Raw genomic sequence first — 15,160 nt, 5'->3', positions numbered from 1 at the left:
CTGGTGTCCATAGCCTTAGGCTATCGACCATGCAGTTCCAGCAGCTCGCCTACTTCCTCGCGGTCGCCGAGACGCGGCATTTCACCCGCGCAGCCGAGCTCTGCCAGGTCGCCCAGCCCAGTCTCAGCAAACAGATCCGGACCCTCGAAGCGGAACTCGGCTCGCCGCTGTTCAGCCGCGCCCGGGGGAATATCACACTCACGCCCGCGGGAGAGGCCCTCCTTCCCCTGGCCCAGCGGATGGTGACCGACGCCGAGACGGCCCGCCGCGAGATCGCGGAACTGGCCGGGATGCGCAGGGGGCGGGTGCGGCTGGGCGCCACCCCGTCGCTCTGCGGCGGCCTGGTCGCCGACGCGCTGGCCGGGTTCCACTCCCGCTTCCCCGGCATCGAGCTGCGGGTGGAGGAGAGCGGTTCGCGCGACCTGATCCGCGCCCTCGGCAAGGGCCAGCTGGACCTGGCGCTGATCATCCTGCCTCTGCAGAGCAGCGATCCGGCGTTCGTGACCACTCCGATACTAAGGGAGAACCTGGTGGTGGCCAGCGCCGCCGACGGCCCGGCCCCCACGCCCCGGACGTCGATGCGCATCACCGACCTGCGCGACCGCCCGCTGGTGATGTTCCGGCGCGGGTACGACCTGCGCGAGGCGACCCTGAACGCGTGCCGGGTGGCCGGGTTCGAGCCCCGGATGGCGGTGGAGGGCGGCGAGATGGACGCGGTGCTCCGCTTCGTCGAGGCCGGCCTGGGCATCGCCGTGGTGCCCAGCATGGTGCTGAAGAACCGCCCCGGGCTGCGCGGCACCCCGCTGGGCCGGCCCCGGCTGCTGCGCACGATAGCCCTGGCGCACCGGAAGGACGTCGAGCCGTCCAAGAGCGCCCGCGCCTTCCGCCGGCACCTCACCGCCTACCTGACCCACCTGGCCCCCGAGGAGCTCGGCGAGGACCTGGAGGTCATCGCCGCCTCACTGCCCTGACCGGGCGCGGCGGGACGCACCTCACACCCGCAGGGGCGCCCCCGGGGCGCGTTTTCCGGATAACTTTCCCGAAAAGAGGGGCGAAGCCGGAGCGAAAACCCCTCACCTCACACGGACAACATCCGGCAACAAAACTCGCAAAACACTCACCGGCGCATATTTCGCCATTCTCCGGAAAACACTCACAAAAGGGTTCCAGAGAGTGGCTTTTTTCACACCCATGGCGGTGTTAATTCTTGCTGAATTCGTGATCGTGCCGTCCTAGCGTGGCTCCACCGACCTATAGGGAGTTGCGCGGAGATGACATCGACACTTCCCCCGCCCGAGGCCGCCGGATGGAAGCGCGCCCGGATCGCGCAGCGGACGCTGCGCACCGACCGGTGGTGGTCCGGCCCGGTGTGGACCGTCCTCGGCCTCACCGCGTTCCTCGTCTACGGCCTGGCCAGGGCGTTGCAGCAGGACCACTACTGGGTCGCCGAGTACCACTACCTGACGCCGTTCTACTCGCCCTGCCTGGCCGGCCAGTGCTTCGAGGAGGCGGCGGTCTTCGGCAGGCTGCCCTGGGACTTCCCCTGGTTCCTGCCTTTCGCGGTGGTCAGCCTGCCGTTCCTGCTGCTGTTCCGGCTCACCTGCTATTACTACCGGAAAGCCTATTACCGCGCCTTCTGGCAGTCCCCCACCGCGTGCGCGGTGCGCGAACCGCACGGCCGCTACACCGGGGAGACCCGATTCCCGCTCATCCTGCAGAACCTGCACCGCTACTTCTTCTACATCGCGATCGGCATCTCCCTGCTCAACACCTATGACGCGCTGATCGCGCTGTTCCACGGCGAGAACGGCGGGTTCGGGATCGGCGTGGGCAACCTGGTGCTCCTCACCAACGTGGTGCTGCTGTGGTGCTACACGCTCAGCTGCCACTCCTGCCGGCACGTCGTCGGCGGCCGGCTGCGCTCCTTCTCCCGGAGCCCGGCCCGCTACCGGATGTGGACCGCGGTGTCGAAGCTGAACGTGCGGCACATGCTGTTCGCCTGGGTCACCCTGGGCACCCTGGTCCTCACCGACCTCTACGTCGCCCTGGTCGCCAGCGGGACCCTGACCGACCTCCGGCTCCTCAACTGACGGCAGCGAACTGACGAATCCGGAACCGACGGCGCCGATGGCAAGGCGCCGGAACCGACCGGCCCCGTCCCCCGGGGCCGCAGCGATCCCTCAGAAAGTCAGGCGAATGTCCGAGAAGAGCGAGACGAACCGGATCCTCCGCTACAGCTACGACGTGGTGGTGATCGGCGCCGGCGGGGCCGGGCTGCGCGCCGCGATCGAGGCCCGGCAGCAGGGGAAGCGGACCGCGGTCATCTCCAAGTCGCTGTTCGGCAAGGCCCACACCGTGATGGCCGAGGGCGGCGCGGCCGCCGCGCTCGGCAACGTCAACGACGCCGACTCCTGGCGGGTGCACTTCCGCGACACGCTGCGCGGCGGGAAGTTCATGAACGACCCGCGGATGGCGGAGCTGCACGCCAAGGAGGCCCCCGAGCGGATCCTGGAGCTGGAGCGGTGGGGCGCGCTGTTCGACCGCACCTCCGACGGGCGGATCAGCCAGCGCAACTTCGGCGGGCACGAGTACCCGCGGCTGGCGCACGTCGGCGACCGCACCGGGCTGGAGCTCATCCGCACCCTGCAGCAGCGGGTGGTGCAGCTGCAGCAGGCCGACGCCGCCGAGCTGGGCGACCCCGAGGCGATGCTGCGGGTGTTCGCCGAGACCACCGTCACCGAGCTGCTGCTGGACCGCGGCGGCCCGGCCGGGCCGCGGATCTCCGGCGCGGCCGGCTACACCCGGGCCACCGGGGAGCCGGTGGTCTTCGAGGCCCCGGCGGTGGTGCTGGCCACCGGCGGCATCGGCAAGTCGTTCAAGGTCACCTCGAACTCCTGGGAGTACACCGGCGACGGGCACGCGCTCGCGCTGCGCGCCGGGGCGACCCTGCTCAACATGGAGTTCGTCCAGTTCCACCCCACCGGGATGGTCTGGCCGCCGTCGGTGAAGGGCATCCTGGTCACCGAGTCGGTCCGCGGCGACGGCGGGGTGCTGCGCAACTCCGAGGGCGAGCGGTTCATGTTCCGCTACGTCCCCGAGGTGTTCGCCGCGCAGTACGCCGAGACCGAGGAGGAGGCCGACGGCTGGTACACCGACCCGGCCGGCCACCGCCGCCCGCCGGAGCTGCTCCCCCGGGACGAGGTGGCCCGCGCGATCAACAACGAGGTCAAGGAGGGCCGGGGCTCGCCGCACGGCGGGGTGTTCCTGGACATCGCCGGCCGGCTGCCGGCCGAGGAGATCATGCGCCGGCTCCCGTCGATGCACCACCAGTTCAAGGAGCTGGCCGACGTCGACATCACCGCCGAGCCGATGGAGGTCGGCCCCACCTGCCACTACGTGATGGGCGGGGTGGAGGTCGACGCCGACACCTGCGCCGCGCTGGTGCCCGGCCTGTTCGCCGCGGGCGAGGTGGCCGGCGGCATGCACGGCTCCAACCGGCTGGGCGGCAACTCCCTGTCCGACCTGCTGGTCTTCGGCCGGCGCAGCGGGCTGGGCGCGGCCGCCTACCTGGACGGGCTCGGCGGCGGCCGGCCCTCCGTCGACCCGGACGCCGAGGCCGCGGCGCTGGCCCGGCAGTCGGCCCCGCTGGAGCGGGAGACCGGGGAGAGCCCCTACGCGCTGCACCAGGAGCTCCAGCAGACCATGAACGACCTGGTCGGCATCATCCGGCGCGGCCCGGAGATCGAGCAGGCGCTGGAGGCGCTGGACAAGCTGGCCGACCGGGTGGCCTCGGTGCGCGCCGAGGGCGGCCGGACCTACAACCCCGGCTGGCACCTGGCCCTGGACCTGCCCAACATGCTGCTGGTCTCGGAGGTGATCGCCCGCGCCGCGCTGGAGCGGACCGAGTCCCGGGGCGGGCACACCCGCGACGACCACCCGGGCATGTCCGCCGAGTGGCGCAAGGTCAACCTGGTCGCCTCGCTGACCGGGAGCGGCGGGGCCCGGCTGCGCCGGCAGCCCCTGGAGGCGCCCCGGCCGGACCTGCTGGAGCTCTTCGGGCACGAGGAGCTCGCCAAGTACCTGACCGAGGAGGAGCTGCCCTCCGGCGGCCCCGCCGACACCCCCCTGAAGGAGGAGCGATGAGCGCGAAGCGGACGTTCCGCGTGTGGCGCGGCGGCGGCGACGGGGACCTCGCCGAGTACGAGGTCGAGGTCAACGAGGGCGAGGTCGTCCTCGACGTGCTGCACCGGCTGCAGGCCACCCAGGCGCCCGACCTGGCCGTGCGGTGGAACTGCAAGGCCGGCAAGTGCGGCTCGTGCTCGATGGAGATCAACGGGCGCCCCCGGCTGTCCTGCATGACCCGGATGAGCGTGTTCGGGCCGGAGGAGACCGTCACCGTCACGCCGATGCGCACCTTCCCCGTCATCCGGGACCTGGTGTGCGACGTGTCCTACAACTACGCCAAGGCCCGGGAGATCCCCTCCTTCACCCCTCCGGAGGACGCCGGCCCGGAGGGCTACCGGATGGCCCAGGAGGACGTGCAGCGCTCGCAGGAGTTCCGCAAGTGCATCGAGTGCTTCCTGTGCAACAACGTCTGCCACGTCATCCGGGACCACGAGGAGAACAAGGAGCACTTCTCCGGCCCGCGCTTCCTGATGCGCGTCGCCGAGCTGGAGATGCACCCGGAGGACTCCGCGGACCGCCGGATGATCGCCCAGGACGAGTTCGGCCTGGGCTACTGCAACATCACCAAGTGCTGCACCGAGGTCTGCCCGGAGGGCATCAAGATCACCGACAACGCCCTCATCCCGCTCAAGGAGCGCGTCGCCGGGCGCCGCTACGACCCGGTCGTCTGGCTCGGCTCCAAGATCGGCCTGCGCGGCCGGGACGCCGACACCCCGCGGGTCCCCAACACCCGCCCGGGCGACGGCGGCCCGCCCCTCCCCTGACCCCGCGGGGGCCGGGCGTCCGACCGGGCCCCGCTCCGCCCGGCCTTGTTCCGGGGCGCCCCCTCGGTGACGGGGGGCGCCCCGGGAAGCCCGCCCGGGGCACCCGTCCGTTCGGCCGCCTCTGGCCGGTCCTCCGGTGGATGCCGGCGGTCCGGCCGACCTCGCGGACGGCCGCCCCTCTGCGCATGGGCCCGAGGCAGAGCCGGCGCTGTTCCGCTCTCGCCTGCTCGTCCCCATCGCGGTGCTGGGCCCGCTCATCGCCTCCCCAGGGGCCAGGTGCCGCGGCGAACGCCGGAACTCGGGCCTCGGCCCCCCTGGGGGCGCGGCCCTCTTCCCGCCCTCCCCCGCCGCGCGGGGCCGGAGGAGGCCGGGCCGGGCGGGCCCGCCCCCGGTCAGCCGCCGGCGGGCGGGGTCCAGTCGAAGGTGCGCTCGAAGGCCCGGTAGAAGAGGCCGGGGGCGGCCCTGCCCACGGCGGTCAGGCCCGCGTCGCGGAGCGCCGCGGCCGGCCGCGCGGTGGCGCCCATCATCCGGGCCGCCGAGGCGGAGGCCGCGGCGACCCCGTTGGCCCGGGGCGCCCGCGAGGCGCTGTACCGGGCCAGGCCGTCCGGGATCCGGTGCGCGGGGCCGCCCGGGGCGCCGACGGCGTGTGCGAGCTCGACCGCGTCCTCGATCGCCTGGCACGCGCCCTGGCCCAGGTTGGGCAGCATGGCGTGGGCCGCGTCGCCGAGCAGCGCGGTGCGGCCGCGGTGGTAGGCGGGGAGCGGTGCGGCCATCCGGTACAGGTCGCCGCGGTTGACCGCCTCCTCCCGCGCGGCCGCGACGACCTCGGGCACCGGGGCGCACCAGCCGCCGAAGACCCGCTCCAGCTCGGCGCGCTCCCCCGCGGGCCCCCGGCCGCCCTCCGCCGTCCGGTGCACGAAGTAGGCGTACACCGAGCCGTCCTCGAGCGGCATCACCCCGCCGCCCCGCCCGCGGCCCCAGACCTCCGCCGGCTCCACGTGCATCCGCGCCTCCGGCCGGGACAGCAGCCGCCAGCAGGTGAACCCGGAGTAGAGCAGGCCGGGGTGCTCGGGGAAGAGCCCGCGCCGCGCCGCCGAGCGGATCCCGTCCGCCGCGACCACCAGGTCGGCGCCGATCTCCTCGCCGCCGCGCAGCCGCACCCCGGCCGGCCGGCGGCCGCCGCCGGGGTCGACCCGCTCGACCTCGGCGCCGGTGCGCAGCGCGCCGTCCGGGAGCGCGCCGATCAGCAGGTCCACCAGGTCGGACCGGCGCAGCACCACCAGGGCGTCGCCGAACCTGCGCCGGACCTCCGCCATGTCGATGCGGACCATCCAGCGGCCGTCCGCCCGCCGGATGCCGCCGCTGCCCCGGAGCGCCAGTGCCCGGACCGCGTCGCCGACGCCCAGCGCGTCCAGGCCGCGCAGCGCGTTGGGCGCCATGCCGAACCCCGCGCCCACCGGCCGGATCTCCGGGGCCCGCTCCAGTACCGTCACCCGCCGCCCGGTCCGGGCCAGCGCCACCGCGGCGGCCAGCCCGCCGATGCCCGCGCCGACCACCACCGCGTGTTCCGTTCCGCCCATCTCCACTCTCCTCTACATCTGTAGAGACTGTACTCTACATCCGTAGAGCTTCGACGGAGGGGGCGGTTTGGCGGAGAGCGCGCGGGGACGCGAGCGGATCGAACTGATCGCCCGGGCCGCGGTGCGGGTCACCGCGCGGGAGGGGCTGCGCGGCCTGACGCACCGCGCCGTGGACCGGGCGGCCGGGCTTCCGGACGGCTCGACCTCCTACCACGCGCGCACCCGCGCCCGGCTGCTGGAGATCACCCTGGAGCACATGGCGGCCGAGGAGGAGCAGGCCCTGACCGCGTTCTTCGCCGGCGCGCCGCCCACCCGGGACGAGGCGGCCCGGCTGCTCGCCGGGTTCGTGCACGCCTCGGTGCACACCTCGGCCGAGCGGACCCTGGCCCGCTTCGAGCTGGCGCTGGAGGCGTCCCGCCGGCCCGAGCTGCGCCGCATCTACGACCGGGCGGGCGCCCGGTTCCGCGACACGGCGGTGGCGACCCTGCGCGGCCTCGGATCGGCGGCCCCCGAGCGGCACGCCCGCTCGCTCATCGCCTGGTGCGAGGGGATGGTCCTGGACTCGGTGGCCGGCGGCGGCAGCGCCGCCCCGTCCCCGCTGGAGGACCTGGTCGCCGGCGCCGCGGAGCTGCTGGACGCCTGGCTCCCCGCCGGCGGGCGGGGCTGACCCGGGCCCGTCCCGCTCCCGGCACCGGGAGCCGGCGGCCCCTCCCCCGGGTCAGGAGGCGACCGGGGGGCGCCAGTCGTCGACCGGGCGGGTGTAGCGGGCCAGCTGCCAGGGGGCGACCTTGCCGACCAGGCCGGCGGCGGTGTCCCGCAGCCCGGCCAGGACCGGGGAGTCGTTCTGCACCGCCTCGGCCAGCTGCGCGGAGCGCTGCACCAGGGCCGTGGTGCGCCCCACCCGGGCCGCGCTGTAGGACTGCACCGCGGTGGTCACGTAGGCCATCGAACCGCCCGCGTGGTGGGCCAGCACCACGGCGTCCTCGATCGCCTGGCCGGCGCCCTGGGCGAGGTTGGGCGTCATGGCGTGCGCCGCGTCGCCCAGGATCGCCACCCTGCCCTTGTGGTAGGCGGGCAGCGGGGTGTCGATGTGCCAGGCGTCGCTGCGGACCACCGCCTCCGGGCGGGCGGCGGCGAACAGGTCGGCGAGCGGCTCGTGCCAGTCGGCCAGCCGCTCGACGAGCGCGGCGCGCTCGTCCGGGGCGGACTCGCCGGCCGGGACGTTCGCGGTGGCGTAGCAGTACACCTCGTCCCCGCTGAGCGGGAGGACCCCGGCGACGCCGCCCTTGCCCCAGGTCTCCCCGAAGTCGAGCGGGTCGGCCTGGTCCCACGGGACGATCGCCCGCCAGCAGGCGAACCCGGCGTAGACCGCCCCCGGGTGCTCCAGGAAGAGCTCGGAGCGGACCGCGGAGCGCGCACCGTCGGCGACCACCACGAGGTCGGCGCTGAGGTCGCCGGTCTCGGTGGAGACCCGGGCCAGCTGGCGGGTGGTGCCGGCCTCCACCGCGGTGACCGCGGAGCCGGTGTGCAGGGCGCCCGAGGGCAGCCGCTGCAGCAGCACGTCGCACAGGTCGGCGTAGCGGAGCACGCAGACCGCGTCGCCGAAGCGCTGCTGGGTCTCGTGCGGCCCGGTGCGCACCAGCCAGCGGCCGTCCCGGCGGCGGATCGCGGCGATGCCGTGCGGCGCCGACCGCTTGCGGACCTCCTCGCCGGCGTCCAGGGCGTCCAGGGCGCGCAGCGCGTTGGGGGCGAGCGCCAGCCCCGCGCCGACCGGGTCGAGAAGCGGGGCCTTCTCGAAAAGGCTCACCTCGCACCCGGCCCTGGTCAGGGCGACCGCGGCGGCCAGGCCGCCGATGCCGCCCCCGACCACGACGGCGTGCGGTGCTGACATGCGCTGGTCCTCCGGAGACGAGGGGCCGCGGCCCCGCACCGGGAGAGCGGTTCGGAGCCCTGGCATTCAGGCTAGGGTCGGCGCCCCGGGAACGCCATGTGTTGGCGCGTTTTCCTGCGGCGTGGCCTGACCTGGACTCGCGCGCGCCGCCCTTCTCCCCGCTTTCCTCCCGAAATGCCCGCTCCACCGGGCGCCGCGCCCCCCTTCCCGAACAACCAAGCGACCGCTAGGTTCTAGGTGCGGCCCGAGCGCTCCGGCGGCCGGGCCGCGGAAGCGACGACGAAGGGAGTCCCGGTGCCCCCCTCACCGACCCCGCCGCCCGGTGCGCGGCGCCCCCGGCGCGCGGTCGCCGAGGCGCTGCTGCCCGCGGTGCAGAAGGCCGCCGCGAGCCGGCTCTTCGCCCGGATCGCGCCCAAGGTGTTCCCCCCGGCCGACCGGCTGCTGTACCGGCTGACCGGCGGCCGGGCGCAGCTCGCCCGCTGGGCCGTGCCCAGTCTGATGCTGACCACCCGCGGCCGGAAGAGCGGCGCGCCGCGCCGGGCGCCGGTGGCCTGCCTGCCGGAGCGGGACCGGACGCCGCGCTCCTTCCTGGTGGTCGGGAGCAACTTCGGCCGGGAGAACCACCCGGCCTGGACGCACAACCTGCTGGCCTGCCCCGAGGCCTCGGTGAACTACAAGGGCAGGGAGATCCCGGTGACCGGGGCGCTGCTCTCCCCCGGGGAGAAGGCGGAGGTGTGGGGCGCGCTGAACGCGATGTGGCCCTATGACTCCTACGCCTCGCGCGCGGGCCGCGAGCCCCGGGTGTTCCGGCTGACCCCGCGGTCGGACGCCGGCTGACCCCTCGGTGCCCCCGCGGCTCCGGGGCCGTCGCCGCGGAGGAGCGCCGCCTCCCGCCGCCCGCCCCGGCCGGGGCATCGGGGCGCCGCCCCGGGGGACCGCCCCGGACGGCGGCGGGCCCCGGGGCCCGCCGCTCCCCCGCCCGCCGGACGGGCGGGAGGGGAGGGCGGAGCCCCGGGGCCCGCGGGAGGGCCGGCCTGCGCCGGCCGCGCGTCAGTTGGAGCTGCGCTTCTTGTGCGCGGCGATCCGGCCGCGCTCCTTCTGGTCCAGGATGACCTTGCGGATGCGCACCGCCTCCGGGGTGACCTCCACGCACTCGTCCTCGCGGCAGAACTCCAGCGCCTGCTCCAGGGAGAGCTTGCGCGGCGGCACCAGGCGGACCAGCTCGTCACCGGTGGAAGAGCGCATGTTGGTGAGCTTCTTCTCCTTGGTGATGTTGACGTCCATGTCGTCGGAGCGGGAGTTCTCGCCGACGATCATGCCCTCGTAGACCTCGGTGGTCGGCTCGACGAAGAGCACGCCGCGCTCCTGGAGGTTGAACATCGCGAAGGCGACGGCCACACCGGCCCGGTCGGCCACCAGCGACCCGTTGGGGCGGGTGCGCAGCTCGCCGAACCACGGCTCGAAGCCCTCGAAGACGTGGTGGGCGATGCCGGTGCCGCGGGTCTCGGTGAGGAACTCGGTGCGGAACCCGATCAGGCCGCGGGACGGGACCAGCCAGTCCATCCGGACCCAGCCGGTGCCGTGGTTGCTCATCTGCTCCATCCGGCCCTTGCGGACGCTGAGCAGCTGGGTGATGGCGCCCAGGTACTCCTCGGGGGCGTCCACGGTGAGCCGCTCGACCGGCTCGTGCACCTTGCCGTCGATCTCGCGGGTGACCACCTGCGGCTTGCCGACGGTCAGCTCGTAGCCCTCGCGGCGCATCTGCTCGACCAGGATGGCCAGCGCCAGCTCGCCGCGGCCCTGCACCTCCCAGGCGTCCGGCCGCTCGGTGGGCAGCACCCGCAGGCTGACGTTGCCGACCAGTTCGCGGTCGAGCCGGTCCTTGACCAGGCGGGCGGTGACCTTGGCGCCCTTGACCCGGCCGACCAGCGGCGAGGTGTTGGTGCCGATGGTCATCGAGATGGCCGGCTCGTCGACGGTGATGAGCGGGAGCGCGAGCGGGTCCGCGGGGTCGGCGAGGGTCTCGCCGATCATGATCTCCGGGATGCCGGCGATGGCGATGATGTCGCCCGGCCCGGCCTGCTCGGCGGGCTTGCGCTCCAGCGCCTCGGTCATCAGCAGCTCGGTGACCTTCACCTGCTGGGTGCTGCCGTCGGTGCGGATCCAGGCCACCTGCTGGCCCTTGCGGATCTCGCCCTGGCGCACCCGGCACAGCGCGAGCCGGCCGAGGAACGGCGAGGCGTCCAGGTTGGTGACGTGCGCCTGCAGCGGCGCCCCCGGGGTGTACTCCGGCGCCGGGACGGTGTCCAGGATGGTGCGGAAGAACGGGGTGAGGTCGTCGTTGTCCGGCACCTCGCCGTCGGCCGGGCGCTCCAGCGAGGCGCGGCCGTCGCGGGCGCAGGCGTAGACGATCGGGAAGTCGATCTGGGAGTCGTCGGCCCCCAGGTCCATGAAGAGCTCGTAGGTGTCGTCGACCACCTCGGCGATCCGGCTGTCGGGCCGGTCCACCTTGTTGATGCACAGGATCACCGGGAGCTTGGCCTGCAGGGCCTTGCGCAGCACGAAGCGGGTCTGCGGGAGCGGGCCCTCACTGGCGTCGACCAGCAGGACGACGCCGTCCACCATGGACAGCCCGCGCTCGACCTCGCCGCCGAAGTCGGCGTGGCCGGGGGTGTCGATGATGTTGATGACGACTTCCTCGCCCTCCGGCGAGGCATAGTGGACCGCGGTGTTCTTGGCGAGAATGGTGATGCCCTTCTCGCGCTCCAGGTCGTTGGAGTCCATGACGCGGTCATCGACGTCCTGGTTTTCGCGGAACGCCCCGGACTGCCACAGCATGGCGTCGACGAGCGTGGTCTTGCCGTGGTCGACGTGCGCGACGATGGCGACGTTGCGGAGGTCGGCGCGGCGTGCGGAGCCCTCGGCGGTAGTGGCGCTGGACATGCGAAAGGTCTCGATCTCATCTGCTGGGAAGAACCGCGACACCCGCGGCCGTGCACAAGTTTATGCGCTTGTACCGGATAGCGAGGGAAACGGCCAGGTCACGGCTTTCTCGGGGCCCTGAACAGGGGGTGGACGGCAGGCGGCGTCCATCACTCCGACTGGACAAGTCACCACAATATGGACTTAGGATAGGCGTGCCTTAGCAAGGCGGGCCTTACCATGTGCGCCCCGGCCGCGACGCCGCGTCCGGGCGCCCGGCCCTGCTCCGTACCGACGCGGCCCGACCCCCCGCCCCTGGGCCGCCCGACCACCTCCAGGGGTCCGTATGACTTCCTCGCCGCGCCGCCTGACCGGCCTCGCCCTGCTCGCCTCAGCGGCCGTGTTCGCCACCGCGGCCTGCTCCTCCGGGGCGGGCGCGCCCGCCGCCGAGTCCGACGGCGACTGGTCCGCGGTGACCGTCGAGCACGCCTTCGGCTCCACCGAGATCACCGCCGAGCCGAAGCGGGTCGTCACCATCGGCTGGTCCGACGAGGCCACCCTGCTCGAACTGGGCGTCGTCCCGGTCGGCATGGCCGCCTCCACCTACGCCGGGGACGAGGACGGGTACCTCCCCTGGGACCTGGAGAAGCTGGACGAGCTCGGCGAGGACAAGCCCGAGCTGTTCAACACCGACGACGGCATGCCGGTCGAGGACATCGCCGCACTGGAGCCCGACCTCATCCTGGGCCTCCAGTCCGGGCTGGAGGAGAAGGAGTACGAGCGGCTCTCCGCGGTCGCGCCGACCATCCCCTACCTCGACGAGCCGTGGAAGACGCCGTGGCAGGACGCCGCCCTCGCCATCGGCAAGGCGCTGGGCCGGGAGGACGACGCGCAGAAGGTCGTCGACGAGACCGAGGGCCACCTCGCCGACCTCGCCGCCGAGCACCCCGAGTTCGAGGGGACCACCGTCGCCGCGGCCACCGTCGTCCCCAACAGCACCGACTTCGGCTTCTACCTGGAGGGCGACGCCCGTGCGGCCCTCCTGGAGGAGCTGGGCTTCACCCGGGCCCCGTTCATCGACGAGCTGGAGGCCGACGAGGGCGCCTTCTTCGCCCCGCTCAGCCGGGAGCACGCCGACCGGGTCGACACCGACGTCCTGCTCATGTGGCACGCCACCCCCGAGGAGCGGGAGAAGCTGGAGAAGAGCGACGTCTTCGCCGAGATCGACGCCGTCGCCGGCGGGCGCTACGTCGGCTACGACGACCCGGCCGAGGCGATGGCGATCTCCTCGCCCAACCCGCTGACCATCCCGTGGGTGACCGACCGGCTCGTCGGCGACCTGGCCGAGGCCGTGGAGGGCGAGGCCTGACCCCGGACCGGCGGTGCGGCCCCGAGCCCCCGGCGCCGCACCGCTCCCCCTTTCCCCCGGACACAGGAGCCCCCATGCCCCCCGCCCCGTCCCCGCGCGCCGCCCGCCGGCGCCGCACCGCGCCGCTCGCCCCCGCCGCCGCGCTCGCCCTGCTCACCACCGCCGCCTGCACCTCCGGAGCGGGTGCCCCCGAGGCCGAGGCGGACGGCGGCTGGTCCCCGGTCACCATCGAGCACGCCCACGGCTCCACCGAGATCACCGCCGAGCCGAAGCGCATCGTCACCCTCGGCTGGACCAGCGAGGCCACCCTGCTCGAACTGGGCGTCGTCCCGGTCGGCATCAACGCCTCCAGCTTCGCCGGCGACGACGAGGGCCGGCTGCCGTGGAACACCGAGAAGATCGAGGAGCTCGGCGCCGAGGAGCCGGCCCTGGTCGACACCGACGACGGCATCCCCGCCGAAAAGATCGCGGCGCTGGAACCGGACCTGATCCTGGCCGTGCAGACCGGCATCGAGGAGAAGGAGTACGAGCAGCTCTCCGCGGTCGCGCCGACCGTCGCCTACCTCGACCGGCCGTGGATGACGCCCTGGCAGGACGAGGCGCTCGCCGTCGGCAGGGCGCTGGGCCAGGAGGACGACGCGCAGCGGGTCGTGGACGGCGTCGACGGCTACCTGGCCGGCCTCGCCGAAGAGCACCCCGAGTTCGAGGGGACCACCTTCGCCACCGGCCGGCAGGAGCCCGGCACCGGCGACTTCGGCTTCTCCGTCGAGGGCGACGCCCGCTACGGCCTGCTGGAGCAGCTGGGCTTCGAGCCGGCGCCGTTCATCGGCGGCCTGGAGCCCGAGCCCGGAGCGTTCTCCGCCCGGCTCAGCCGGGAGCACGCCGAGCGGATCGACGCCGAGGTGCTGGTCATGTGGGCGGGCAGCCCGGAGGAGCGGGAGAAGCTCGAGGGGAGCGAGGTGTTCCAGAAGGTCGACGCGGTCCGCGAGGGCGGCTACATCGGCTACGACGACACCGCCCTGACGATGGCGATCACCTCGCCCAGCCCGCTGTCCATCCCGTGGGCCATGGACGAGGTCGTCGAGGACCTCTCCACCGCGGCCGAGGGCGGGGCCTGACCCGTCCCTCCCGGCCCCGGTGCCGCGGGTCCGCCGGAGTGCGCCGGCGGGCCCGCCGCTCCGGGGTCAGCCCTTCCCCGGCTCCAGCAGCGGGCGGACCGCCTCCAGGAAGGGCAGGTCGGCGGGGAGCCAGTCGAGTCCGTCCAGCTCGCCGGCGCGCAGCCAGCGCAGCGCGAGGTGCTCCACCGGCCGGGGCTCGCCCTCGACCAGCTCGGCGGCCCACACCCGGAGCGAGGCGGTGGTCCCGTCGCCGCGCTGCGGGAGGGCCTCCTCCCCGCCGATCCGCCGCACCGGGCGGACCAGCACGCCCAGCTCCTCCCGGCACTCGCGGACCAGCGCCTCGGTGTCGGACTCGCCCGGATCCACCTTGCCTCCGGGCAGCTCCCAGCGCCCGCGCAGCCGCGCGGGGGAGGCCCGCTGCGCGGCGAGCAGCGCTCCGCCGCGCAGGATCGCGGCGCCGACGACGACGATGTGCGGGCCGTCCGCGGACTCCTCGCCGCGGCGGCCGCTCTGCAGCTCGGTCACGGTCGACAACGGTACTCCAGGCCGGTGCGGCCGGTGCGGGCGGCCGCGTTTCGGACCGCCCGGGGCCCGGGTTCCGCCCGGTGCCGAGGGGACGCGAGGGGCGCCGATCGAATACCTTTCCCGGAGGCCCGCCCGGAAGCGGCCGGGACCGTGTGGAAACCGGACGTTCGGGGCAGGCCGTACCCGAGGGGCCCTGCCACGGCACGGAGGGGTGCTCATGTCGGCTCTGGACTCCCTGAAGGGGTGCTCGCTCACCGGGACGTGGATCGACGTCCCGGCGCACAGCGTCACCCTCGCCCTGCGCACCCCGGCCGGGACGGTTCCCGCCACCGTCTACACCCTGGTCCTGGAGGGCGTCACCGACGCCAGCTTCTTCGACGAGGACGGCGCCCCCTGGGAGGGGGCCGACGTCTCCGACGTCCGCTCCGAGCACGACGAGGACCGCCTGCGGCTGGACTTCTCCTTCGGCCGCGAGGACGCCGGGCTCACCGTCACCTGCGAGAAGATCCTGCTGCACCGGACCCGGGAGCCGGAGCGGGGGTGAGGCCGCGGCCCGCCTCGGCGCAGCCCTCGGGCGCCGGCGCCGGGCCGGCGCCCGAGGGGGCCGACGCTCTCCGGGGGGAGTGGAAAGAGCGTCAGCGCTCATCGGGGGCGGCGGTGCCAGGGCCTCCGGACGGCTCAGGGAGGAGGGTCGGGCTCTGCCGGCACGCCCCGATCTGCGGGGTCGGCGGATTCCGCACCGCGGGAAGGCTCCAGGAGGACCCGCGCCGGGTACCTGCCCGGCCCCGATGGGGAGCCTATTGAAC

13 protein-coding genes are annotated in these 15,160 nt (G+C 74.2%); 9 read left to right on the top strand and 4 right to left on the bottom strand.

Going from position 1 to position 15,160, the window contains the following annotated elements; translation table 11 throughout:
* The first annotated feature begins 29 nt into the window (after positions 1 to 29).
* From J0910_RS07670 to J0910_RS07655, 4 genes are all read left to right on the top strand, one after another.
* A complete protein-coding gene (locus tag J0910_RS07670; RefSeq protein WP_420157824.1) occupies positions 30 to 971 on the top strand; it encodes a LysR family transcriptional regulator in 942 nt (313 codons plus the stop codon).
* Positions 972 to 1,271: 300 nt separating this feature from the next.
* The gene (locus J0910_RS07665) at positions 1,272 to 2,090 is read left to right on the top strand and encodes a hypothetical protein (RefSeq protein ID WP_420157823.1); all 819 of its coding nucleotides are present in this window, start codon (positions 1,272 to 1,274) and stop codon (positions 2,088 to 2,090) included.
* 106 nt (positions 2,091 to 2,196) lie between these two features.
* A complete protein-coding gene (locus J0910_RS07660) occupies positions 2,197 to 4,143 on the top strand; it encodes a fumarate reductase/succinate dehydrogenase flavoprotein subunit (protein ID WP_420157822.1) in 1,947 nt (648 codons plus the stop codon).
* Positions 4,140 to 4,949, top strand: coding sequence for a succinate dehydrogenase/fumarate reductase iron-sulfur subunit (locus J0910_RS07655; RefSeq protein ID WP_420157821.1), 810 nt, complete (start codon positions 4,140 to 4,142; stop codon positions 4,947 to 4,949). The genes J0910_RS07660 and J0910_RS07655 overlap by 4 nt, the downstream gene beginning before the upstream one ends.
* Before the next feature lie 392 nt (positions 4,950 to 5,341).
* Here the strand turns inward: J0910_RS07655 and J0910_RS07650 are convergent, their stop codons facing one another.
* Positions 5,342 to 6,529, bottom strand: coding sequence for an FAD-dependent monooxygenase (locus J0910_RS07650; protein WP_420157820.1), 1,188 nt, complete (start codon positions 6,527 to 6,529; stop codon positions 5,342 to 5,344).
* 67 nt (positions 6,530 to 6,596) lie between these two features.
* Here J0910_RS07650 and J0910_RS07645 point away from each other — a divergent pair, with 67 nt between their 5' ends.
* Positions 6,597 to 7,196 carry a TetR/AcrR family transcriptional regulator gene (locus tag J0910_RS07645; RefSeq protein WP_420157819.1) on the top strand — a complete coding sequence of 200 codons (600 nt, stop codon included), beginning with the start codon at positions 6,597 to 6,599 and terminating at the stop codon, positions 7,194 to 7,196.
* A 51-nt stretch (positions 7,197 to 7,247) separates the two neighbouring features.
* On the opposite strand, the gene J0910_RS07640 is transcribed toward J0910_RS07645, so the two are convergent.
* Positions 7,248 to 8,420 (bottom strand): FAD-dependent monooxygenase, encoded by a 1,173-nt coding sequence (locus tag J0910_RS07640; RefSeq protein WP_420157818.1) that lies wholly within the window; start codon positions 8,418 to 8,420, stop codon positions 7,248 to 7,250.
* A gap of 294 nt (positions 8,421 to 8,714) precedes the next feature.
* Here J0910_RS07640 and J0910_RS07635 point away from each other — a divergent pair, with 294 nt between their 5' ends.
* Entirely contained in the window at positions 8,715 to 9,257 is a 543-nt protein-coding gene (locus J0910_RS07635; protein WP_420157817.1) for a nitroreductase family deazaflavin-dependent oxidoreductase, read from the top strand.
* A gap of 213 nt (positions 9,258 to 9,470) precedes the next feature.
* Here the strand turns inward: J0910_RS07635 and typA are convergent, their stop codons facing one another.
* The gene (gene typA, locus J0910_RS07630) at positions 9,471 to 11,363 is read right to left on the bottom strand and encodes a translational GTPase TypA (RefSeq protein ID WP_420157816.1); all 1,893 of its coding nucleotides are present in this window, start codon (positions 11,361 to 11,363) and stop codon (positions 9,471 to 9,473) included.
* 325 nt (positions 11,364 to 11,688) lie between these two features.
* Here typA and J0910_RS07625 point away from each other — a divergent pair, with 325 nt between their 5' ends.
* The gene (locus J0910_RS07625) at positions 11,689 to 12,711 is read left to right on the top strand and encodes an iron-siderophore ABC transporter substrate-binding protein (RefSeq protein ID WP_420157815.1); all 1,023 of its coding nucleotides are present in this window, start codon (positions 11,689 to 11,691) and stop codon (positions 12,709 to 12,711) included.
* 74 nt (positions 12,712 to 12,785) lie between these two features.
* On the top strand, positions 12,786 to 13,829 hold the full coding sequence (locus J0910_RS07620; RefSeq protein WP_420157814.1) for an iron-siderophore ABC transporter substrate-binding protein: 1,044 nt from the start codon (positions 12,786 to 12,788) through the stop codon (positions 13,827 to 13,829).
* A gap of 66 nt (positions 13,830 to 13,895) precedes the next feature.
* On the opposite strand, the gene J0910_RS07615 is transcribed toward J0910_RS07620, so the two are convergent.
* On the bottom strand, positions 13,896 to 14,354 hold the full coding sequence (locus J0910_RS07615; protein WP_420157813.1) for a (deoxy)nucleoside triphosphate pyrophosphohydrolase: 459 nt from the start codon (positions 14,352 to 14,354) through the stop codon (positions 13,896 to 13,898).
* Between the two features lie 217 nt (positions 14,355 to 14,571).
* Between J0910_RS07615 and J0910_RS07610 the strand changes: the two genes are divergently transcribed.
* A complete protein-coding gene (locus tag J0910_RS07610) occupies positions 14,572 to 14,898 on the top strand; it encodes a hypothetical protein (protein WP_420157812.1) in 327 nt (108 codons plus the stop codon).
* Positions 14,899 to 15,160: the final 262 nt, after the last annotated feature.

This window comes from Nocardiopsis oceanisediminis, from assembly GCF_048595525.1.
In the GTDB taxonomy this organism is placed as follows: domain Bacteria; phylum Actinomycetota; class Actinomycetes; order Streptosporangiales; family Streptosporangiaceae; genus Nocardiopsis_A; species Nocardiopsis_A oceanisediminis.
This window is presented reverse-complemented; position numbering and strand designations above follow the sequence as displayed.